General features: G+C 67.8%; 20 protein-coding genes. 15 read left to right on the top strand and 5 right to left on the bottom strand.

The annotated features are described in order from the left end of the window. Position 1: 1 nt before the first annotated feature. Both PWS46_RS14425 and cynS read right to left on the bottom strand, forming a co-directional pair. Complete coding sequence (locus PWS46_RS14425; protein WP_434621299.1) at positions 2 to 448, bottom strand: nuclear transport factor 2 family protein; 447 nt, start codon at positions 446 to 448, stop codon at positions 2 to 4. Between the two features lie 188 nt (positions 449 to 636). Beyond that, positions 637 to 1083 carry a cyanase gene (cynS, locus tag PWS46_RS14420; RefSeq protein WP_434621296.1) on the bottom strand — a complete coding sequence of 149 codons (447 nt, stop codon included), beginning with the start codon at positions 1081 to 1083 and terminating at the stop codon, positions 637 to 639. A gap of 369 nt (positions 1084 to 1452) precedes the next feature. Here cynS and PWS46_RS14415 point away from each other — a divergent pair, with 369 nt between their 5' ends. Then, complete coding sequence (locus PWS46_RS14415) at positions 1453 to 1839, top strand: hypothetical protein (RefSeq protein ID WP_434621293.1); 387 nt, start codon at positions 1453 to 1455, stop codon at positions 1837 to 1839. A 22-nt stretch (positions 1840 to 1861) separates the two neighbouring features. Continuing rightward, positions 1862 to 2659, top strand: coding sequence for a Crp/Fnr family transcriptional regulator (locus PWS46_RS14410; RefSeq protein ID WP_434621290.1), 798 nt, complete (start codon positions 1862 to 1864; stop codon positions 2657 to 2659). Between the two features lie 31 nt (positions 2660 to 2690). On the opposite strand, the gene PWS46_RS14405 is transcribed toward PWS46_RS14410, so the two are convergent. Further along, positions 2691 to 3497, bottom strand: coding sequence for a universal stress protein (locus tag PWS46_RS14405; protein ID WP_434621287.1), 807 nt, complete (start codon positions 3495 to 3497; stop codon positions 2691 to 2693). Between the two features lie 194 nt (positions 3498 to 3691). Between PWS46_RS14405 and PWS46_RS14400 the strand changes: the two genes are divergently transcribed. The 3 genes from PWS46_RS14400 (at position 3692) to PWS46_RS14390 (ending at position 5691) form a co-directional block, all read left to right on the top strand. Continuing rightward, entirely contained in the window at positions 3692 to 4153 is a 462-nt protein-coding gene (locus PWS46_RS14400; RefSeq protein ID WP_434621284.1) for a c-type cytochrome, read from the top strand. 71 nt (positions 4154 to 4224) lie between these two features. Next, positions 4225 to 5049: a trypsin-like peptidase domain-containing protein gene (locus tag PWS46_RS14395; protein ID WP_434621281.1), complete on the top strand. Its 825-nt coding sequence runs from the start codon at positions 4225 to 4227 to the stop codon at positions 5047 to 5049. 84 nt (positions 5050 to 5133) lie between these two features. Next, positions 5134 to 5691 carry an Hsp20/alpha crystallin family protein gene (locus PWS46_RS14390; RefSeq protein ID WP_434621278.1) on the top strand — a complete coding sequence of 186 codons (558 nt, stop codon included), beginning with the start codon at positions 5134 to 5136 and terminating at the stop codon, positions 5689 to 5691. Positions 5692 to 5777: 86 nt separating this feature from the next. Here PWS46_RS14390 and PWS46_RS14385 read toward each other — a convergent pair whose 3' ends face one another. Continuing rightward, positions 5778 to 6056: a hypothetical protein gene (locus PWS46_RS14385; protein WP_434621275.1), complete on the bottom strand. Its 279-nt coding sequence runs from the start codon at positions 6054 to 6056 to the stop codon at positions 5778 to 5780. Between the two features lie 224 nt (positions 6057 to 6280). Between PWS46_RS14385 and PWS46_RS14380 the strand changes: the two genes are divergently transcribed. Further along, a complete protein-coding gene (locus tag PWS46_RS14380) occupies positions 6281 to 8149 on the top strand; it encodes a PHA/PHB synthase family protein (protein ID WP_434621272.1) in 1869 nt (622 codons plus the stop codon). Between the two features lie 22 nt (positions 8150 to 8171). Here the strand turns inward: PWS46_RS14380 and PWS46_RS14375 are convergent, their stop codons facing one another. Continuing rightward, positions 8172 to 10907: an HAD-IC family P-type ATPase gene (locus PWS46_RS14375; RefSeq protein ID WP_434621269.1), complete on the bottom strand. Its 2736-nt coding sequence runs from the start codon at positions 10905 to 10907 to the stop codon at positions 8172 to 8174. A 194-nt stretch (positions 10908 to 11101) separates the two neighbouring features. On the opposite strand from PWS46_RS14375, the gene PWS46_RS14370 reads away from it, so the two are divergent. The 9 genes from PWS46_RS14370 (at position 11102) to soxB (ending at position 20159) form a co-directional block, all read left to right on the top strand. Further along, complete coding sequence (locus PWS46_RS14370; protein ID WP_434621266.1) at positions 11102 to 12844, top strand: sensor histidine kinase; 1743 nt, start codon at positions 11102 to 11104, stop codon at positions 12842 to 12844. Further along, on the top strand, positions 12841 to 13464 hold the full coding sequence (locus PWS46_RS14365; protein ID WP_434621263.1) for a response regulator transcription factor: 624 nt from the start codon (positions 12841 to 12843) through the stop codon (positions 13462 to 13464). Before PWS46_RS14370 ends, PWS46_RS14365 begins: the two co-directional genes overlap by 4 nt. A 157-nt stretch (positions 13465 to 13621) precedes the next feature. Further along, a complete protein-coding gene (gene soxC, locus PWS46_RS14360) occupies positions 13622 to 15049 on the top strand; it encodes a sulfite dehydrogenase (protein ID WP_434621260.1) in 1428 nt (475 codons plus the stop codon). A 31-nt stretch (positions 15050 to 15080) separates the two neighbouring features. Continuing rightward, entirely contained in the window at positions 15081 to 16076 is a 996-nt protein-coding gene (locus PWS46_RS14355; protein ID WP_434621257.1) for a c-type cytochrome, read from the top strand. A 24-nt stretch (positions 16077 to 16100) separates the two neighbouring features. Continuing rightward, a complete protein-coding gene (gene soxY / locus PWS46_RS14350) occupies positions 16101 to 16559 on the top strand; it encodes a thiosulfate oxidation carrier protein SoxY (RefSeq protein WP_434621254.1) in 459 nt (152 codons plus the stop codon). A gap of 23 nt (positions 16560 to 16582) precedes the next feature. Further along, positions 16583 to 16894 carry a thiosulfate oxidation carrier complex protein SoxZ gene (soxZ, locus tag PWS46_RS14345; protein ID WP_434621252.1) on the top strand — a complete coding sequence of 104 codons (312 nt, stop codon included), beginning with the start codon at positions 16583 to 16585 and terminating at the stop codon, positions 16892 to 16894. Between the two features lie 60 nt (positions 16895 to 16954). Then, complete coding sequence (soxA, locus tag PWS46_RS14340; RefSeq protein ID WP_434621249.1) at positions 16955 to 17761, top strand: sulfur oxidation c-type cytochrome SoxA; 807 nt, start codon at positions 16955 to 16957, stop codon at positions 17759 to 17761. A gap of 11 nt (positions 17762 to 17772) precedes the next feature. Then, a complete protein-coding gene (gene soxX / locus PWS46_RS14335) occupies positions 17773 to 18438 on the top strand; it encodes a sulfur oxidation c-type cytochrome SoxX (protein ID WP_434621246.1) in 666 nt (221 codons plus the stop codon). Next, positions 18435 to 20159, top strand: coding sequence for a thiosulfohydrolase SoxB (gene soxB, locus PWS46_RS14330; protein WP_434621243.1), 1725 nt, complete (start codon positions 18435 to 18437; stop codon positions 20157 to 20159). Before soxX ends, soxB begins: the two co-directional genes overlap by 4 nt. The last annotated feature ends 29 nt before the right edge of the window (positions 20160 to 20188 follow it).

Genomic DNA, 20188 nt, shown 5'->3' with positions numbered 1-20188 from the left:
CTCAGCCCGGACGCGCCACGTCGGCTGCCGTCTCCTCGCCGCAACCGGCTTCGCATCCGAGCGCGACGGCGGCATCGTCGAACCGTTCTTCGAAGCGCTCGATGCGGCCGTCGTTCACGCGCAGGTGGTGGTGTGTCACCGTCTCGATCCGCTTGCCGGTCTTGCGGTAGGTGGCGCCGACCAGATTCGTCACCCGGACATCCTCGCCTTCCACCGTGATGTCCAGCATGTCGTGACGATCGATGCTCCAATCCCGGATCAGCCCGTCGAAATACTGGCGGACGCCCTCCGGCCCCCGGAATGTCCCGGAGATGGGAGCGAAGACGGCCGACTCCCGGTTGGAAACCCATTCCACATCGGGAGACAGGTGATCGAACACCGCCTGCACCTCGCCGGCGCCATAACGCTGGTAAAGGGTCCGCAGCCACGCCAGATCCGCTTGCGCCATGATGTCCTCCCTGCCCTGCCCGGCGCCTGTCGGCGCCATGTTCAGAAGACCGGGAGTCGATCCTACGCCACCTTTCCGACCGGACAAGCAGGCAGTCGGCGTGCCCCGAAGGATGCCGGCGCCCGTCCGTCCGTACACAACCCACGGTCGGGCACGGCCAGGAACGGGCGGCGGTGGCCGGTCCAGGCTCAGAAGCGCTTGTAGGGCAGGAACTTGCCGGACATGGTGATCTTCACGCGGTCGCCCTTGGGGTCCGGCTGCCGGTCCATTTCCATCTCGAAGTCGATGGCGCTCATGATGCCGTCGCCGAACTCCTCCTGGATCAGTTCCTTCCAGGTGGTGCCATAGACCGACACGAGCTCGTAGAAGCGGTAGATCAGCGGATCGGTCGGCACGGCGGTGGGCAGCGAACCGCGATAGGGGATTTCCAGGAGAAGCAGCGTCTCCTCCTCGTCCAGGCCGAACAGTTCCGCCGCGACGGCCGCCTGTTCGGCTGTCATCGGCATCTGTCCCATCAGCGCCGCGGTGATCAGAATGGGAGAGGCGCCGCCGATACGCCCGGCAATCTCCGCCCAGGTCAGCCGCGCCAGACGCTTCTTGCTGAGGATCTTTTCAGTGACGTCTTCGCGCTTCATGGCGGTGCTCCTGTGGTGAAGAGGAAAAGGCGGGATGAAGGCGCAAAGGCTGTGCAACACCCGTACCAGTCCCGTCCTTGACCCTCCGTCAGCACTTTGGTCGCTCCGATGGCGCCCGGACTGCCCGCAAAGCGATCAGGCTGCCCATTGCGCCGCCGGGCCGAAGGCCCCCTGCATGCCGATCCGCAGCGCCCCCCCGCAAGAACTGCAAAGCCATGCCGTTCTGAATAGGCCGACGACTCTTTGGTATGGGTTTCCGCAGGTTTGATCCATGTCAAATCGCCCGCACCTTACCGGGGCGCAAATTTTGATTCCAAGTCGATTGCCTCATCGCCCTCACCGCTCTCTGACGGTTCTGTGGAGACGACCATGTCGTCATCGCATGGCTTTTCGAACAGCGAAGCGCTCTACGCAGAACTCTTGAGCTTTGCTGTCGCCGCACTTGCAAGCGGCTCGCACAGCGATCACGCTCTCCTGCTGCTGCACGAGCGCTACCGCGAATCCGAAGACGGCGAAGCCGCCCGGCGGAACTGGCTGCTGCGCTCGCTCATCTGCACCCCGGCCCAAACCCCGCTCGGCGTCGCCGTCAAGCTGACCGTGGCCTGCCGTCTCGACGGACATCTGGATGCGGCCCAGGAAGCGGCGGACGGCCCCATCGGCAGCCACGTGATCGTTTCCGCCCTGATCGATTCCCTGGCGCAGGCTGAAGTGCTCTCCCAGTTGCATCTGAAAAGCCGGAGCGAGCCGAAACATTAGGCACATGCGAGAAAGGCATCCCATGCGGCCCGAATGCCAATCCTGCCCGGTTCGACGCGACGGGCTATGCGCAAGCGCCTCCGACGCGCAACTCCAGGCGCTGGGCACCATCAAGCACCCGCTCTGGCATGTGCCTGCGGGTGGCTGCGTCTTCGCCGAAGGGGACGGCAGCGAGATGGTGTTCATCGTTCGCCGGGGCTGGGCGGCGGTGTCCGTCTTCCACGAGAACGGGCGTCGACAGGTGCTTCGCTTCGCCATGCCCGGCAGCATGGTCGGGTTCGAGACGACGGCCGACGGCTGCATGCCCTGCACGGTGGAGGCGCTGACCGACCTCACCGCCTGTCCGATCCCGCGCCAGCCGCTTCTGCGATTCTGCCAGTCCGCACCCGAATTGACATCGCGGATGTGGTCGCTTCTGGCGGCGGAGACGATCTCGGACTGGCGTCTGCTGGGCGGGCTCGGCACATGCACAGCGGCCGAACGGATCGCCCGTCTCCTGCTGGCGCTGTGCCAACGCCAGTTCCGGGAGGCCGGAGCCGGCATGGACGAGTTCGCGCTTCCGATCAGCCAGACGGTGATCGCCGACGCGACCGGCCTGACCTCGGTTCACGTCTGCCGGACCTTGAAGGAAATGCGGGCCGCCGGGCTGCTGTCCTTCGCCAAGGGGCGCCTGCGCGTGATGGACTGGCAGCGGCTGGCCGGTCTGGCGGAGATGACCGCAACGCCGGCGCCCTGCTCCGCAGTCCTCCCGTCTCCGCCACTGGAGCCGAACCGCTGGCGCGAGGGCGTCTGGCGCAGTGCCTCCACCCACATCCAATGACCATCCCCCATCGTGCGGGCGCGACCATGCCTCAATGCACCATCAGCACCGGTATGGCGGCCAGCCCCACCACATGGGACGTGGTGCTTCCCAACGTCCACTGCCGCAAGCGGTTGCGGCCATGCCCGCCCATGACGAGCAGGTCGGCGCCGAATTGGGCCGCCATCGCAAGCAGGACGCTGCCGGTCTCGCGCAGGCTTGCCGGCAGATGTTCGGCCTTGGCCTCGACCCCCTGCATCATCAGATAGTCCTGCAGCCGCTCCGTATCGGCGTGAATGCCGTCCCCCAATCCGAAGGTTCCGATGAGGACCTCCTGCGCATGGCGCAGCAGGGGCAACGCCGCCACCATGGCCCTGGTTGCCTGAGGGCTCCCGTTCCACGCGATCATGATTTTCGACCCGATGGGCCGCACGGCCGAGAAGGGAGTCAGGATCACCGGGCGGGCCGTTCCGAACAGGGCGGCATCGAACATCGACCGCCAGACGCTGTCGGTCACGCCGTCATGCTTGGGCTTGGCGAAGAGGATGAGATCCGCGAAGCGCCCTTCCGACGCGATCATCTTGTCGGCCGGCCCTTCGACCTCCCGCCAGACCATCTCCGCATCACGGCCGGCCGCTGCCGCTTGGCGGAGATGCCCTTGCATCCGCTCATGGGCTGCCTCGCAATCCCGCGCGATCTTCGCCTGGACCTCCCGCATGGCGTTTTCCAGCATCGTGCCGGCAAAGCCTTTCCCGAGCACTAGGATCAGGTTCTCCGGGCTGGGGCGCGCATACAGCACCTCGACACGGGATCCGAAGACGCGGCCGATGAAGAGTGCGGCGTCGAGCGCGGCATCCATGCTGCCGGCCGCGTTGGACAGCGGAACAAGGATCTTGCGGTACATGGTCCATCCCTCCGACTGACGGGACCGGGGCGTTCCCGACATTCCCAAGACCAGGATCGGACGATCTCATCGCCGCGGCATTAATCCCGGTTAAGGCCCCACGCTCCGCCCTGCGCCATTCTGTTCCGACATCAACGATGGAGGGCACCATGCACCCTACCCTGTCCGGCGGGCGGCTTTTCGCCCGGATCGTCATGGTCATGGGCATCGCTGCGCTGTGCTCGCCGGCGCTTGCGCAATCGCGCTCCGAAAAGGCCACCGGAAAGTCCGACGAGCCGATCGGTCAATCCTCCTACTTCGCCAACTGCGCGGTGTGCCACGGCCGCTCCGGCCATGGCGACGGTCCCTACGCCGATTACCTCACCAGGAAGCCTGCGGATCTGACCACCATCCGCGAGCGCAACAAGGGCGTCTTCCCGCTCGACTATCTCTATGGGATGATCGATGGGCGCGAGGCGATCGGTGCCCATGGCCCGCGGGAAATGCCGGTCTGGGGATCGGCGTTCAGGGCCGAGTCGGTGCAGGACTTCTGGCCCTGGGGGTCGGAACAGGTCGTGCGCGGCAAGATCCTGGAGCTGGTCTATTACATCCAGACCATACAGGGCAAATGAGGAAGCCTCCCTGCCGGTGCGGGTTCCGCGCCGGCCGGGAGGTGCGGCGATAGCAGCCAGGGGCGCAGCGCATGTCTCGACAGATCGCAAAACGGATCGTCGATCTGGTGCGACGCACGGCGATCGGATCGGCGGTGCTGGCGAGCCTCGGCGCCTGCGCCCTGAACGGCTCCCTCGAATCGCCGTCCCTGCCGCCGAATGCCATGCCGACGCTTGCTCCCATGCTGGAGCGGGTCCTGCCGGGGGTGGTCAGCATCGCGGCAAGCGGCCAGTTCTCCGCCGAGGAGATGGCCCTGATCCGTGACCCGGAGTTCCGCGCCATGCTCGGCCTGCCCAAGCGCATGCAGCCGGAGGAGGGGCGGTTCCTCGTCCAAGGGTCCGGAATCGTCATCGACGCGCCCACCGGCACAATCCTCACCACCCGCCACCTTGTCGATGGGGCGGACGACATCACCGTCACGCTGAAGGACGCACGGAGCCTCCCCGGCCGCATCGTCGGCACCGACGCGGCCGGCGACATCGCGGTGATCCAGGTCGAGGCGCGCGACCTCGTGGCGGTGCCGCTGGGGAATTCCGACGAACTGCGCGTGGGCGATTTCGTGGTGGCGATCGGGAACCCGTTCGGCCTCGCCCAAACCGCGACGCTGGGGATCGTCAGCGGGCTGGGCGCGCGCAATCCGACCGAACCCGACGGTTCCTTCATCCAGACCGACGCCTCGATCAATCCCGGCAATTCGGGCGGCGCGCTGGTGACTCTCCGGGGCGAGCTGGTCGGGGTCAACGACAGCCTGATCGGGTCGGCCGTCGGCAACAGCGGCATCGGCTTCGCCATCCCGATCGACCGGGCGAACCGCAGCGTCGACCGCCTTCTCCGGCGAAACATCGACCGGCCTTAATCCAGATAAAGTCGGCCGGCTCCGCCGGGTGCTAAAAGCCATTGCGTCACAAGGGTAATCCCAAGGAAAAACCAGGAGGATGCCATGACCATGACCGAAACGAACGCCGCCGAAAAGCCGAAGGAAATCAAGAGCACCGGTCTGGCGGCCAAGGAAGTCGCGGAGCGCAATCGCCATCCGCTTTTCGCGCTGCGCGACGAGTTCGACCGCCTGTTCGACGAGGCGTCGTCGATGATGCGCTTCCCGTGGAGCCGCCGCCCGGCATTCGGCCTGGAGCCGCTGTTGCGCGGCGACGCCGACCTGGAGGCGATCGTACCCCCGGCCGAAGTGGAGGAACGGGAGACCGAGTACCGCGTCACCCTGGAAATCCCCGGCATGGACGAGAAGGATGCCGAGGTTTCCATCCAGGACGACATCCTGACCGTCAAGGCCGAGAAGAAGGAGGAGACGGAAGAAAAGGACAAGAACCGCTACTTCTCGGAGCGCCGCTATGGTCTGTACGCCCGCACCTTCCGGTTGCCGGCCAATGTGAAGGCGGAGGCGATCACCGCCAGCATGAAGAACGGCGTGCTCACCATCGTGCTGCCGAAGGCCGAGCCGAGCAAGCCCACCAAGCGCACCATCGAGATCGCCAAGTCCTGACCACGTCCTGATCTCCCGGCCGCGCCAGTAGCGCCGCTGAATACAGGATCGCCGACGGTCAGACCGGCCGCCGGCGATCCCGTCCGTCAGGGATCGACGGTACGGGCGGCCGCATGTTCCTGCAGGAAATGGCACAGGACGAGTTTCAGCAGCACGGTCCGCTCAAGCTGTCCGTGCGCCTTCGCCTCGGCGATGTCGTCCTCGATCATGCGGCGGATTTCGCCCTGCCCCGCTTCGGTCGCGACCAGATAGCTGCCCAGTTCGGAGGCGACGATCTCCGGCAGATGCTCGTGCGTGGCGATCGCGTCGATCTCCTCCTTCGTCAGTCCGCTCATGCCGACACAGTCTTCGAAGGTGATGACCATGGCCCGTCTCCCTATTTTGCGGTTTTGAAATTCGTCAATGGCGGTTTCGCACTCCATTGCCGGCCTCCCTGAACGGCATTCGTGCAACCGAATCGGGAGAATGACTCCATTCAGCCATGGCTTTCCGATGCCGGCCTTAACCGACGTTAAGGCCGGGCTCTCCCCAAGCTGCTGGGATGGGTGACACCGTTGCACAGACGGTTGCCAAGCCAAGGAGAAGAGCCATGCCGATGGCCCAATTGAAAGCCGACCGGCCTGTCGCCCCCGGCCAGTCCGCACCTGCACCCGCCGCGGCTGTTCCGACGGAGATGCCGGGAACGGCGATGCGCAGCCCGGCCTATGGATTTCCCTACCTGCCCTTCAGCGGCGAGATCATCGACCGGCTGGTGCATGCATGGCAGGGACGTTTCACCCTGTCGGTCTCGCCGGCGGCGGTAACGCTGGCCTTTGCCGACTGGGCGATGCATCTGGGCAATGCGCCGGGCAAGCAGGCCGTGCTGGCCGACAAGGCGGTGCGCAAGCTGGTGCGGCTGATGGTCTATGCCGGGGCCGCGGCCATCGACCGCGACACCCCGCCCTGCATCGAACCGCTGCCGGGCGACCGCCGCTTCGCCCATCCCGACTGGCGGCAGTTTCCCTACTCGCTCTATGCCCAGTCCTTTCTGCTGGCGCAACAGTGGATGCACAACGCAACCACCGGCGTCCCCGGCCTGTCGCAAGCCAACGCCCGCATCGTGCCGTTCGTCGCCCGTCAGCTTCTCGACGTGGCGGCGCCGTCCAACACCCCCTTCACCAATCCCGAGACCCTACGCACGGTCATCGCCACCGGCGGACTGAACTTCGCCTTCGGCATGGCCAATTGGGCGGAAGACGCCCTGCGGCTGATGACCGGACAGCAGGCGAAGGGCTTCGATGCGTTCCAAGTCGGCCGGGATGTGGCGGTGACGCCGGGCAGCGTCGTCTTCCGGAACGAGCTGATCGAGTTGATCCAGTACGCACCATCGACTGGGTCGGTCCATGCCGAACCGGTGCTGATCGTGCCGGCCTGGATCATGAAATACTATATCCTCGACCTGTCGCCCGAAAATTCCCTGATCCGTTATCTGGTCGGCCGTGGTTTCACGGTGTTCGCCATCTCCTGGCGCAATCCGGGGCCGGAGATGCGCGACTACGGTCTCGACGAATACCGGCGGCTGGGGGTGATGGCGGCGCTCGACGCCATCTGCGCGATCTGTGGCACGGAAGACCGGCCGCCGCCGCCCGTGCATGCCTGCGGCTATTGCCTGGGCGGCACGCTGCTGACGATCGCCGCCGCCGCAATGGCCCGCGACGGGGACCGCCGGCTGAAGACGATGACTCTTCTGGCGGCCCAGACCGACTTCACGGAAGCCGGCGAACTGATGCTCTTCATCAATGAAAGCCAGGTCGCCTACCTGGAGGACATCATGTGGGAGGCGGGATACCTCGACACCACGCAGATGTCCGGCGCCTTCCAGATGCTGCGATCGAACGACCTGATCTGGTCGCAGGCGGTCCAGCAATATCTGCGCGGCCGGCGGCCCGAGGTGACCGACCTGATGGCCTGGAATGCCGATGGCACGCGGCTGCCCTACCGGATGCATTCGGAATACATGCACCAATTGCTGCTGGGCAACGACCTGTCGGAAGGACGCTACAGGGTGGAGGGCCGCCCGGTCGCCCTGTCCGACATCCGGGCGCCGATTTTCGCCGTCGGAACGCGGCGCGACCATGTGGCACCCTGGCGGTCGGTCTACAAGATCAACCTGCAGAGCGACACCGCCATCACCTTCCTCCTGACCGACGGCGGCCACAATGCCGGCATCGTCGCCGGCCCCGACCGTCCCGACCGCCAATACCGCATGAGCGAGCGGGGACCGGACGACCGCTATGTCGACCCCGACCTGTGGCTGGACTCGACGCCTGCCGCCACCGGGTCGTGGTGGCGCCCCTGGGCCGACTGGCTGGACCGCCAGTCGGACGCGGAGCCGGTGGCGGCGCGCGCCGTCGGGTCGGCGAAGCGCGGCTTCGGCCCGCTCTGCCCGGCGCCGGGACAATATGTCCTTGAACGGTAAGGCGGGGAACGGTGAGGCGGGCTCAACCTCCCGGCAGCCGCTTCTCCAGCTCCATCAGCACGAACAGCCCGGCACCGACGGCGATCATCCCTACCCAGGCGGTGACGCCGACGGCGGCGGTGCCGAACAGGGCCTGCAAGGGCGGCGCGTAGGTGAAGGCCAGTTGCAGCACGATCATCAGGGCGATGGACAGCCAGACCGGCCGGCTGCCGGCCAGACCCGACAGCAGCCCCAGCCGGCCCCCCGCCTCGCCGCGCAGCCCGCGGGCGCTCAGCAGGAAGAAGATCTCCCCCACCACCAGGGCGTTGACGGCGATGGTCCGCGCTATCTCGATCCCGTCGCCCTGCATCCGGTGGTAATGGAAGAAGCCGAAGCTGGCCGCCACCAGCAGCATCAGCACCACCACCATCCGCCACACCAGCCGGCCGACCAGGATCGGCTCGTCGCGCGGGCGCGGCGGGCGGGCCATGACGCCGGGTTCCGGCGCCTCGAAGGCCAGCGCCAGACCCAGCGTCACGGCGGTGACCATGTTGACCCACAGGATCTGCACCGGCGTGATCGGCAGGATGCTGCCGGACAGCACCGCCAGCAGGATCACCACCGCCTGGGCGCCGTTGGTCGGCAGCATGAACAGGATCGTCTTGCGCAGATTGTCGTAGACGGTCCTCCCCTCCTCCACCGCATGGACGATGGAGGCGAAATTGTCGTCGGCCAGCACCATCGCCGCCACCTCCTTGGCCGCCTCCGTACCGTCGCGGCCCATGGCGACGCCGATGTCGGCCCGCTTCAGCGCCGGGGCGTCGTTGACGCCGTCGCCGGTCATGGCGACGGTGTCGCCCGCCGCCTGGAGCACCGCGATCAGCCGCAGCTTGTGTTCCGGCGTGGTGCGGGCGAAGACACTGTTGGCATGGGCCGCGGCGGCGAATCCGGCCTCGTCCAGCCGGTCCAGCTCCGGGCCGCTGATGACGCCGCCGCGCAGGCCGTCGCCCAGGCCGAAGCGCCGGCCGATGGCGGCGGCGGTGGCGGCATGGTCGCCGGTGATCATCTTCACCGTGATGCCGGCCTGCCGGCAGGCGGCGACCGCCACCAGGGCCTCCTCCCGCGGCGGATCGATCAGGCCGCAGAGGCCGAGCAGCTCCAGCCCCTCCTCCCGCAGATCCTCGGCATTCAGTTCCGACAGCTCGATGGAGGTGCGGCGCATCGCCAGCGCCAGCACCCGCTGCCCCTGCCCGGCCAGCTCGGCGGTCAGGGCAGCCCAGCGCGGCAGGTCGAGCGGTGCGGTCGCGTCGCCGTGCCGCTCCCGTTCGCAGAGCGCCAGCACCCGTTCCGGCGCGCCCTTCACCACCAGGATGCCGTGCCCGGCATGGTCGTGATGCAGGGTCGCCATGTACTGGCGTTCGGATTCGAAGGGCAGTGCGTCGCGGCGCGGGGTGCGCCGGGCCTCATCCGCCGGGTCCAGCCCCGCTTTCATCGCCAGCGCCAGCAGCGCGCCGTCGGTCGGGTCGCCGGTCAGCTGCCACGCGCCGCCCGGATCGCGGTGCAGGGCGGCGTCGTTGCACAGCAGCGCCGCGCGCGCCAGATCGAGCAGCAGCGGCTCCCCGGACGGGTCGACCAGCCGGCCGTCGCGGCATATCTCCCCCTCCGGGGCATAGCCGCCGCCGCCGACCCGATAGGTCGCGTCGGCGGTGACGACATCGGTCACCAGCAGTTCGTTGCGTGTCAGCGTCCCTGTCTTGTCGGTGCAGATGGTGCGGACGGACCCCAGCATCTCCACCGCCGGCAGATGGCGGATGATGGCGTTGCGCCGGGCCATGCGGGTCACGCCCACCGCCATGGTGATGGTCATCACCGCCGGCAGCCCTTCCGGGATCGCCGCCACCGCCAGCCCGACCGCGGTCAGAATCATGTCCTGCCACGGCTCGTCCCAGACCAGCCGCCCGTAGGCGACGGTGACCGCCGCCAACAGAAGGATGCCGCCGGTCAGCCAGCGCCCGAACCGCTCCATCGACACCAGCAGCGGCGTCGCAACGGACGACACGGAGGCCAGCAGATGGCCGATGCGCCCGACCTCCGTCGCGTCGCCGGTCGCCACAACGGTGCCGGTGCCCTGGCCCTGGACAACCATCGTGCCGGCATAGGCCATGCCGCCGCGGTCGCCCAGCGCCGCATCGGCGGCGACGGCGGCGGCGGACTTGACGGTGGGAACCGATTCGCCGGTCAGCGCCGCCTCCTGCACCAGCAGGCCCTTGGTCCGGTCGAGCCGCAGATCGGCCGGCACGCGGTCGCCGGAGACCAGGAACACGCGGTCGCCGGGCACCAACTCATCCGCCGCCAGGGTCACGGCATGGCCGTCGCGCAGCACCACCGCGTGGAGCGACAGCAGGTTGCGGATCGCCTCCAGCGCCTGCTCGGCCTTGTCCTCCTGGATATAGCCGATCAGCGCATTGACCAGCACGACGCCGAAGATCACGCCGGCATCCGTCCAATGGCGCAGCAGCAGCGCCACCGTGCCCGACGCCAGCAGCACGTAGATCAGCAGGTTGTGGAACTGCGCCAGGAAGCGCAGCCATGCCGGGCGCCGCTTCGGCGGGGTCAGGCGGTTGGGGCCGAAGTGCTTCAGCCGTGCCGCCGCCTCGTCGCTGCCGAGCCCATCGGCCGGACTGTCGAGCTGGGCGGCGACGGCGGACGCGTCCAGCGCGTGCCATGGTACGTCGACCGGCGAAGGACTGCTTGTGCGTGTCTCTGCGAGATGAGCCATGATCCGTTACTCCCGGGCCTTACAGATTGGTGCTCCGAAGGCGCGGGGAAGTGGGACGGATGGTCGCGCCGGCGACAGGATGCCATAGCCCGCCCGCAATTCTTCGGGCTATGCTGGCGATTATGTGGAAATCACTGATAGTTTCATGTGTCGTACTGATCTCCGCGGCCACCGCAAGGGCCGAGCCCGAAACGGTGCGCGTCGGTGTGCTCGCCTACCGCGGGTCGGAGCGGGCGGCCCATGACTGGGAACCGACGCTGGCCTATCTGGAGCGGGCGATCCCCGACCGCCGCTTCGTCATGCTGCCGCTCGACCTCGCCGGCATGGTGCTGGCCGTCGCCGACCGGCAGGTCGATTTCGTCATCACCAACCCCGGCAGCTACGTCACGCTGGAGGCGCGCTTCGCGGTGACGCGCATCGCGACGCTGGAATCGGGGACACCGGACACGCCCATTGCCGCGGTAGGGTCGACCATCATCCGCCGCACCGACCGGGCCGGGATCGGCAAGCTGGCCGACCTGAAGAAAAAGCGGTTGGCGGTGGTGTCGACCGACGCCTTCGGCGGCTTCCAGATCGCCTGGCGCGAGATGGAGGAGGCAGGCGTCCGCCCCTTCACCGATCTGGCGGAGCTGACGACGGTCGGTTTTCCGATGGAAGGGGTGGTGGATGCGGTGCGCGACGGCAGCGCCGACGCCGGCGTGCTGCGCGCCTGCCTGCTGGAGGAGATGACCGCGCAAGGGCGCATCGCTCCGGACGAGTTCGCGGTGGTCGGCGAAAAGCCGCCCGGCGAGCTGCCCTGCCGGGTGTCGTCGCGGCTGTATCCCGACTGGCCCTTCGCCCGGCTGGCGCACACGCCGCGCGATCTGGCCCGGCGCGTCGCCGCGGCGCTGCTGACAATGCCGACGGCGGACGGGCCGACCTGGACCGCGTCGCTCGACTACACGTCGGTGCATGAACTGTTCCGCACCCTGCACATCGGCCCCTATCCGAAGACCCCGCCGACGCTGGAGGAGGTTCTCAGCGAGAATTGGCATTGGCTGGCGATCGCGGCGGCTGCGGTGCTGTGGTGGATGGTCCATTCCGCCCGTGTCGAGGTTCTGGTCCGCCGCCGCACCGCCGAACTGGTACGCGAGATCGCCGAGCGCGAACGCGCAGAAGCCACCGCTCTGCGCTTGCGCGAGGAGCGCGACCAGCTCTCCCGCCTGGGCATCGTCGGGGAGATGGCCAGCAACATCGCCCATGAGTTGAACCAGCCGCTGGCGGCCATCGGAAATTTCGCCGGCGGCATGAGCCGCATCCTCGACGCCCCCGCACCCGACCTGGGGATGCTGCGCGCCGGGGCGCGGTCGGTCGCCGAGCAGGCGGAGCGGGCCGCGGCGATCATCCAGCGCACCCGCGGCTTCGTCAGCCGCCGCGACGCCCAGCGCTCCGCCCTTTCTGTGAATGCCGTGGTGGAGGAAACCCTGTCACTGTTCGGCGCGCCGACCGACCCCGGACTGTCCATCGTAACCGAGCCGGCCGACGGGCTGCCCGAGGTCAGGGCCGACAAGGTGGAGCTTCAGCAGGTTCTGCTGAACCTGCTGCAGAATGCGGTGGAGGCGACGCGGAGCGGCAATAATGGTGGCGGCGGCGGTGAGATCGTGCTGCGGACCGCGCTGTCCGGCGGGATGGTGATGATCGAGGTGCGCGATTCCGGGCCGGGCGCGCCGGAGGACTCGCGGCGGCGCATGTTCGAGCCCTTCTTCACCACCAAGCCCGGCGGTCTGGGGCTCGGCCTGTCGATCTGCCGCACTATTGTCGAGCGCCATGGCGGCCGCATCTGGGCGGTGCCCGGTGTGCCGCGCGGACTGGCCGTCCGCTTCATCCTGCCGCCGGCCGCAGGGGAAGCCGTATCATCATCGTCCGTCCCATCGTCCATCCAGGAGACCAACACATGACCGACGCCCCCCTGGTTCTGGTGGTGGACGACGACGAGGCGATGCGCAGTTCGGTCCAGTATCTGCTCGCCTCCGTCGGCATCGCCTGCGAGAGCTTCGCGTCGGCCGAGGCATTCCTGGCCTCGCCGCACCTGCGTCCGCCGCTGCGGCCGGGCTGCGTCCTGCTGGACGTCCGCATGCCGGGCATGAGCGGGATCGAACTGCTGCGCCACCTCAAGGACCATGGCTGCAAGCGCCCGGTCATCATGGTCACCGGCCATGGCGACGTGCCGCTGGCCGTCGCCGCGCTGAAGGGCGGGGCCGAGGACTTCATCGAGAAGCCCTGGAAGGATCAGGCGCTGCTCGACACCGTCAACGCCGCCATCCGCAAATGCCGCGAGGTGCTGGTGCGCAGCGCCGGTCGCGAGGCGGTCGAGGCGCGGATGGCCCAACTGAGCCGCCGCGAGCGCGAGGTGCTGGCCCTGGTGCTCGACGGCCGCCAGAACAAGGAGATCGCGACGGCGCTGTCGATCTCCGTCAAGACGGTTGAGGGCCATCGCCAGATGGTGATGGAGAAGATGGGCGCCCGCTCCGTCGCCGAACTCGCGCGATTGGCGCTGACGCCCGGCGACCGGGTTTAGCGAGCGAAATCAGAGGCTTCCGCCGCCACTCCATTCCAAAAGCAAGGGTTTACCCTTGGTCGCCACCGGAATCGACCCGATGGCGGCGATTGTTCGCTGCACGTACCATCGGCGTGACAAAGATACCGGCAGCGAACCGGAAGGAAATGGGACGGACATGAGCAAGTTGCGGCCAACGGGAGAGGCGACTCCCCGAACCGATCCGCTCGTCCCCGGCGCGGATGCACTGTCCGGCCGGTTGCGGCGGGCGCCCGAAAACTTCCTGACCCCCGACGAGATCGGACAGGTCGGCAAGGGACGGCGCGATTTCCTGCGCGCCAGCTTTCTGGCGGCGGCCGGCGCCACCGCCGCGGCGACGCTGGGCGGCCGTACGGCGGCAGCGGCCGACGCGGCCCCCAATGCTGAGGGCGATCCCGACATCCTGAAGCCCACCCCCTGGGGCAGCAGCCTGGGCCAGCCGGTGGCGGCCAATCCCTACGGCCTGCCGTCGAAGCACGAGCGCGGGCTGGTGCGCCGGCAAAGCCCCGGCCTGACCCAGGTCGCCGCCGCCAGCGTGTCGTTTGCGCCGCTGCAGGGTCTGTTCGGCATCATTACGCCCTCCGGCCTGCATTTCGAGCGGCACCACCAGGGTTGGCAGGACATCGACCCGACCCGGCATCGGCTGATGATCAACGGCTCCCGGCCGGAATTCGTGAAGACGCCCAGGGTCTACACGATGGACGACATCATGCGGCTGCCGCCGGTGTCGCGCATGCACTTCATCGAATGCGGCGCCAACACCGGCATGGAGTGGGGCAACGTCGCGGTTCCGACCGTCCAGTACACCCACGGCATGCTGTCCTGCAGCGAGTTCACCGGGGTGCCGCTGCGCACGCTGCTGGAATATTGCGGCGCCGACCTGAAGGCCGCCAAATTCATCCTGGCGGAGGGCGGCGACGGGTCGTCGATGACCCGCACCATCCCGATCGAGCTGGTGATGTCCGGCGAGGTGATGGTCGCCTACGGCCAGAACGGCGAGATGCTGCGGCCGGAGAACGGCTATCCGCTGCGCCTCGTGGTGCCGGGAGTCCAGGGCGTCTCGTGGGTGAAATGGCTGCGCCGGATCGAGGTCGGCGACCGTCCCTATGCCGCCAAGGACGAGGCGGTCCACTACATCGACCTCATGCCCGACGGCCAGCACCGGCAATACACCTCCATCCAGGAATGCAAGTCGGTCATCACCAGCCCGTCGGGTGGCCAGCAACTGCTGGACAAGGGATTTTTCACCATCAGCGGGCTCGCTTGGTCGGGCCGCGGCGCCATCAAGCGGGTGGACGTGTCGGTCGACGGCGGCATCAACTGGACGCAAGCGACCCTGCAGACGCCGGTCCTGTCCAAATGCCTGACCCGCTTCACCCTGCCCTGGAACTGGGACGGCCGGCCGGCGCTGCTGCAGTCGCGCGCCATGGACGAGACCGGCTTCGTCCAGCCCGCCTACGGCCAGCTGCGCGCGGTGCGCGGCACGCGGTCGATCTACCACAACAACGCGATCCAGACCTGGCAGGTCGCCGAAAGCGGGGACGTGAACAATGTCCAGATCCTGTAAAGCGGCCCTCCTGGCATCCGCGTTCGGCGCGATGCTCGCCTGGGCGGCGCCGGTGCTGGCGGACGGTGCCTCCACCGTCGGCCGCCCGGCCACCCCGGCCGAGGTCAAGGCCTGGGACATCGACGTCGGCCCCGACTTCACCGGCCTGCCCAAGGGCTCCGGCACCGTGTCGCGCGGCATGGAGATCTGGGAGGAGAAATGCGCCAGCTGCCACGGCACCTTCGGTGAGAGCAACAGCGTCTTCAACCCGCTGGTCGGCGGCACCACCGCCGAGGACATCAAGACCGGCCATGTCGCAGCGCTGAAGCGCACCGATTTCCCGGCGCGGACGACCTTCATGAAGGTCGCCAGCGTGTCAACCCTCTACGACTACATCCGCCGCGCCATGCCGTGGAACGCGCCGAAGTCGCTGAGCGACGACGACGTCTATGCCGTTCTGGCCTATCTTCTGAACCTCGCGGAGATCGTCCCCGACGACTTCACCCTGACCGACGCGACGATCCGCGACGTGCAGCAGCGGATGCCGAACCGCAACGGCATGACAACCGCCCATTCTTTGTGGCCCGGCCCCGATTTTCCGGGCATGGCGGCCAAGCCCGACACCGCCAACGCCGTCTGCATGACCGACTGCAAGCCGAAGGCCGAACTGGCCTCGCAACTGCCCGAGCATGCCCGCGGCGCCCACGGCAACATCGCCGAGCAGAACCGCGTCATCGGGCCGGTTCGCGGCCAGCGCACCGGTCCCGACACGGCGGCGGCGGAAGCACCCTCCCCCGTCCTGGCGCTGGCGGAGAAGTCCGGCTGCCTGTCCTGCCATGCCGTCGACACCCGCATCGTCGGCCCGAGCTACAGCGAGATCGCCGCCCGCTATCGCGGCAAGAACAATGCCGAGGCCCTGGTGTCCAAGGTCAAGGCTGGCGGCGAGGGGTCCTGGGGCGCCGTGCCGATGCCGCCGCAGGACGACCTCAGCATCGACGACGCCAAGACCCTGGTCGCCTGGATCCTGTCCGGCGCGCCGCAGAAGTAACGAGACCGAGGAGGAGCAACTCTCATGACACAGGCAGCGATGGAACGGCGTCAGGTACTGACCTTCCTGGGGGCGCTGGCGGCGGCCGGGTTCGTGGTGCCGCGGGTGGCGCTTGCCAATTGGGACAAGACCGCCTTCGACGCCAAGACGATGGACGACGCGCTGAAGGCGCTGGGCGCCGGCGCACCGGCCAACAGCGGCGACGTGCAGATCATCGCCTCCGACATCGCGGAGAACGGGGCGGTGGTTCCGGTCCAGGCGGTCAGCAAGCTGCCCAAGACCGAACGGATCGCCATCCTGGTGGAAAAGAACCCCAACATGCTGGCCGCCGCCTTCGACATGGGGCCGGACACCATCCCCGAGGTCACCGCCCGCATCAAGATGGGCCAGACCTCCAACGTCATGGTGCTGGTGAAGGCGGACGGCAAGTTCTACGCGGCCTCCAAGGAAATCAAGGTGACGCTCGGCGGCTGCGGCGGCTGAACGGATAGACGGGAGAGAAGACCATGGGCAATCCGATGAAGATCCGCGCCTCCAACAAGGACGGCGTCACCGAGATCAAGGTGCTGATGAGCCACGAGATGGAGACCGGCCAGCGCAAGGACGCCAGCGGCACGGTCATCCCCGCCTGGTTCATCAACGAGGTCACCGCCAAACTCGACGGCAAGACGGTGATGCAGGCGCAATGGGGGCCGTCGATTTCCAAGAACCCCTACCTCGCCTTCAAGGTCAAGGGCGGCAAGGCCGGCGACAAGGTGTCCGTCACCTGGGTCGACAGCAAGGGCGACACCCGCACCGACGAGGCCACCGTCACTTAAAGGCCGTTACCTGACGCGGCACTTGCGGGCGGACAAGAACAAGGACGGGAGGGGGGAAAAATGGACCGCGTAAGCATTGGGATTGCGGCGTTCCTAGCGGTGTCGGCGACGGCGGCCTACGCCCAGCAGAAGGATGCGGCGCAGGAGGGCATCGAGGCCTACCGCGAGGCCCTGCAGGACGGCAACCCCGCCGAACTGTTCGAGCTGAGCGGCGAGGAGCTGTGGAAGACGCCGGCCGGCCCGAAGAAGGCGTCGCTGGAAAAATGCGATCTCGGCCTCGGCCCCGGCGTGGTCAAGGGCGCCTATGCCCGGCTTCCGCGCTATTTCGCCGACACCGACCGCGTCCAGGATCTGGAATCGCGCCTGCTGACCTGCATGGAGACGCTGCAGGGCAAGGACCCGAAGCCCTACATCGAGGCGTCCTTCACCGCCCCGCCGAAGGAGGAGATGATCGCGCTCGCCGCCTATATCTCCGGCCAGTCCAAGGACGATCCCATCGCGGTAAAGCCCAGCCATCCCAAGGAACAGGCGATGTACGACCTGGGCAAGCGGATGTTCTATTATCAGGGCGGCCCCTACGACTTCGCCTGCGCCACCTGCCACGGTCAGGAGAACACGCGCATCCGCCTGCAGGATCTCCCCTATATTCCGGGACCGAAGGGCGCCGCGGCCGGCTGGGGCAGCTGGCCGGCCTACCGTGTCAGCTCCGGTCAGATGTGGTCGATGCAGTGGCGGCTGAACGACTGCTTCCGCCAGCAGCGCTTCCCCGAACCGGTCTACACCTCCGACGCCACCATCGCCCTGTCGATGTTCATGGCCGCCAACGCCAACGGCGCGCCGATGAAGACACCCGGAATCAAGCGCTGAGGGAGGCCGTCATGAAACACGCCATGAAACACGCTGCCTTCCTTGCCGTCCTGCTGCTGGCCGGCCCCGCCCTTTCCGAGACGAAGGTCGCGCCCTCCTGGGGACCGGGGGCCGACGATGCCGCCTTCTCCCGCATGCTGGCTTCCAGCTTCAAGGACAAGGGCATCGCCAAAATCGACCGCCTGACCCAGGACGAGACGCAGGCCTTCTGCTCCGACCCCGAGGCCGCCGCCAGCCCGGCCGCCGCCGCACAGCGCCAACGCATCGAAGCCGCCAATCTGGCGACGGTGAAATGGCCGTCCGACGGCAAATGGCTGGGCGACTGGAAGGAGGGCGAGAAGATCGCCCAGAGCGGCCGGGGCAACACCTGGACCGACAAGGCCGACACCCCCAACGGCGGCAACTGCTACAACTGCCACCAGATCAGCCCGACCGAGATCTCATACGGCACCATCGGCCCCAGCCTGCTGCAGTACGGGGCGTTGCGCGGCCGGGACGAGGAGACGATGAAGGCGGCTTGGGCCAAGATCTACAACGCCAAATCGGCCAACGCCTGCTCCAACATGCCGCGCGCCGGCCATATGGGCATCCTGGCGGAAGCGCAGATCAAGCACCTGATGGCGCTGCTGTTCGACCCGAACTCTCCCGTCAATGCCAAATCAGGACCGGCACAATGAATCGCCGCGAGTTCCTCACCGTCCTGGCCGCCGCCAACGCCGCCGGCCTGCTTCTGCCCGGCGCCGGCTTGGCCCGCGCCGAAGCGGCGGCCGACGCGGTCTATGACGCGCCGGCCTTCGGCAACGTCTCGCTTCTGCACATCACCGACTGCCACGCCCAGCTGAAGCCGATCCATTTCCGCGAGCCGAGCGTCAATCTCGGCATCGGCGAGATGGCCGGGCGGGCGCCGCATCTGGTGGGCAGCCGGCTGCTGGAGCATTTCAACCTCAAGGCCGGCAGCCGCGAGGCGCACTCCTTCACCTGCCTGGACTTCGAACGGCTGGCCGGGCAGTACGGCAAGGTCGGCGGCTTCGCCCATCTGGCGACGCTGGTCAAGCGGGTGCGGGCAAACCGGCCGGGCGCCCTGCTGCTCGACGGCGGCGATACCTGGCAGGGGTCGGGCACCGCGCTGTGGACGCAAGGGCAGGACATGGTGGAGGCCGCCAAGCTGTTGGGCGTCGACATCATGACGCTGCATTGGGAATGCACCTACGGCCAGGCGCGCGTGCAGGAGATCGCCGAGAAGGACTTCGCCGGCCACATCGAGATCGTCGCCCAGAACATCAAGACCGCCGATTTCGGCGACGACGTGTTCAAGCCCTACAGCCTGCGGAACGTGAACGGCGTTCCGGTGGCGGTGATCGGGCAGGCCTTCCCCTACACGCCGATCGCCAACCCGCGCTACATGGTCGCCGACTGGACCTTCGGCATCCGCGAGGAGGAGATGCAGGCGACCGTCGATGCCGCCCGCGCCGCCGGCGCCGCGGTGGTCGTCGTGCTGTCGCACAACGGCATGGACGTCGATCTGAAGATGGCGTCGCGCGTCCGCGGCATCGACGCCATCCTCGGCGGCCATACCCATGACGGCATGCCGGCGCCCAGCATCGTCGCCAACCCCGGCGGCAAGACGCTGGTCACCAATGCAGGTTCCAACGGCAAGTTCCTGGGCCTGCTCGACCTCCAGGTGACCGGCGGACGGGTCGCCGACTTCCGGTACCGGCTGCTGCCGGTCTTCGCCAACCTGCTGCCCGCCGACCCGGAGATGGAGGCGCTGATCACCCGCGTCCGTGCGCCGTACGAGGCCAAGCTGGGTGAGACGCTGGCGGTGACGGAGGGCACGCTGTACCGGCGCGGCAATTTCAACGGCAGCTTTGACCAGCTGATCCTCGACGCGCTGATGGCGGAAAAGGATGCGGAGATCGCCTTCTCCCCCGGTTTCCGCTGGGGCACCACGCTGCTGCCCGGCCAGCCCATCACCATGGAAAACCTGCTGGATCAGACCGCCATCACCTACCCCTACGTCACGCTGACGCAGATGAGCGGCGAGCAGATCAAGACGGTGCTGGAGGATGTCTGCGACAACCTGTTCAACCCCGACCCCTATTACCAGCAGGGCGGCGACATGGTGCGTGTCGGCGGCCTTTCCTACGCCTGCGACCCCGCCGCCCCGGCCGGCCGGCGCATCCAGGACATGACGCTGAACGGCAAACCGCTGGAGGCGTCGAAGACCTACAAGGTCGCCGGCTGGGCGCCCGTGGCGGAAGAGGCGAAGACGGCCGGCGGCGAGCCGATCTGGGACCTCGTCGCCCGCAACCTGCGCGCCCGCAAGACGGTGGCGCCGCCGCAACTGAATCTGCCGACCCTGAAGGGCGTGGACGGCAATCCCGGCCTCGACGCCTGAGGGCGTGGGCAAGCTCCAATCCGGAAAGG

Source organism: Azospirillum sp. B2RO_4 (assembly GCF_051124815.1).
GTDB lineage: Bacteria > Pseudomonadota > Alphaproteobacteria > Azospirillales > Azospirillaceae > Azospirillum.
The sequence above is the reverse complement of the archived record's forward strand: the minus strand, read 5'-3'. Positions and strand labels throughout refer to the sequence as shown.

Excerpts from the sequence above, each read along its gene's own strand:
- PWS46_RS14425 (WP_434621299.1), bottom strand. The coding sequence starts at position 448 with ATGGCGCAAGCGGATCTGGCGTGGCTGCGGACCCTTTACCAGCGTTAT.
- cynS (WP_434621296.1), bottom strand. The coding sequence starts at position 1,083 with ATGAAGCGCGAAGACGTCACTGAAAAGATCCTCAGCAAGAAGCGTCTG.
- PWS46_RS14415 (WP_434621293.1), top strand. The coding sequence starts at position 1,453 with ATGTCGTCATCGCATGGCTTTTCGAACAGCGAAGCGCTCTACGCAGAA.
- PWS46_RS14410 (WP_434621290.1), top strand. The coding sequence starts at position 1,862 with ATGCGGCCCGAATGCCAATCCTGCCCGGTTCGACGCGACGGGCTATGC.
- PWS46_RS14405 (WP_434621287.1), bottom strand. The coding sequence starts at position 3,497 with ATGGATGCCGCGCTCGACGCCGCACTCTTCATCGGCCGCGTCTTCGGA.
- PWS46_RS14400 (WP_434621284.1), top strand. The coding sequence starts at position 3,692 with ATGCACCCTACCCTGTCCGGCGGGCGGCTTTTCGCCCGGATCGTCATG.
- PWS46_RS14395 (WP_434621281.1), top strand. The coding sequence starts at position 4,225 with ATGTCTCGACAGATCGCAAAACGGATCGTCGATCTGGTGCGACGCACG.
- PWS46_RS14390 (WP_434621278.1), top strand. The coding sequence starts at position 5,134 with ATGACCATGACCGAAACGAACGCCGCCGAAAAGCCGAAGGAAATCAAG.
- PWS46_RS14385 (WP_434621275.1), bottom strand. The coding sequence starts at position 6,056 with ATGGTCATCACCTTCGAAGACTGTGTCGGCATGAGCGGACTGACGAAG.
- PWS46_RS14380 (WP_434621272.1), top strand. The coding sequence starts at position 6,281 with ATGCCGATGGCCCAATTGAAAGCCGACCGGCCTGTCGCCCCCGGCCAG.
- PWS46_RS14375 (WP_434621269.1), bottom strand. The coding sequence starts at position 10,907 with ATGGCTCATCTCGCAGAGACACGCACAAGCAGTCCTTCGCCGGTCGAC.
- PWS46_RS14365 (WP_434621263.1), top strand. The coding sequence starts at position 12,841 with ATGACCGACGCCCCCCTGGTTCTGGTGGTGGACGACGACGAGGCGATG.
- soxC (WP_434621260.1), top strand. The coding sequence starts at position 13,622 with ATGAGCAAGTTGCGGCCAACGGGAGAGGCGACTCCCCGAACCGATCCG.
- PWS46_RS14355 (WP_434621257.1), top strand. The coding sequence starts at position 15,081 with ATGCTCGCCTGGGCGGCGCCGGTGCTGGCGGACGGTGCCTCCACCGTC.
- soxY (WP_434621254.1), top strand. The coding sequence starts at position 16,101 with ATGACACAGGCAGCGATGGAACGGCGTCAGGTACTGACCTTCCTGGGG.
- soxZ (WP_434621252.1), top strand. The coding sequence starts at position 16,583 with ATGGGCAATCCGATGAAGATCCGCGCCTCCAACAAGGACGGCGTCACC.
- soxA (WP_434621249.1), top strand. The coding sequence starts at position 16,955 with ATGGACCGCGTAAGCATTGGGATTGCGGCGTTCCTAGCGGTGTCGGCG.
- soxX (WP_434621246.1), top strand. The coding sequence starts at position 17,773 with ATGAAACACGCCATGAAACACGCTGCCTTCCTTGCCGTCCTGCTGCTG.
- soxB (WP_434621243.1), top strand. The coding sequence starts at position 18,435 with ATGAATCGCCGCGAGTTCCTCACCGTCCTGGCCGCCGCCAACGCCGCC.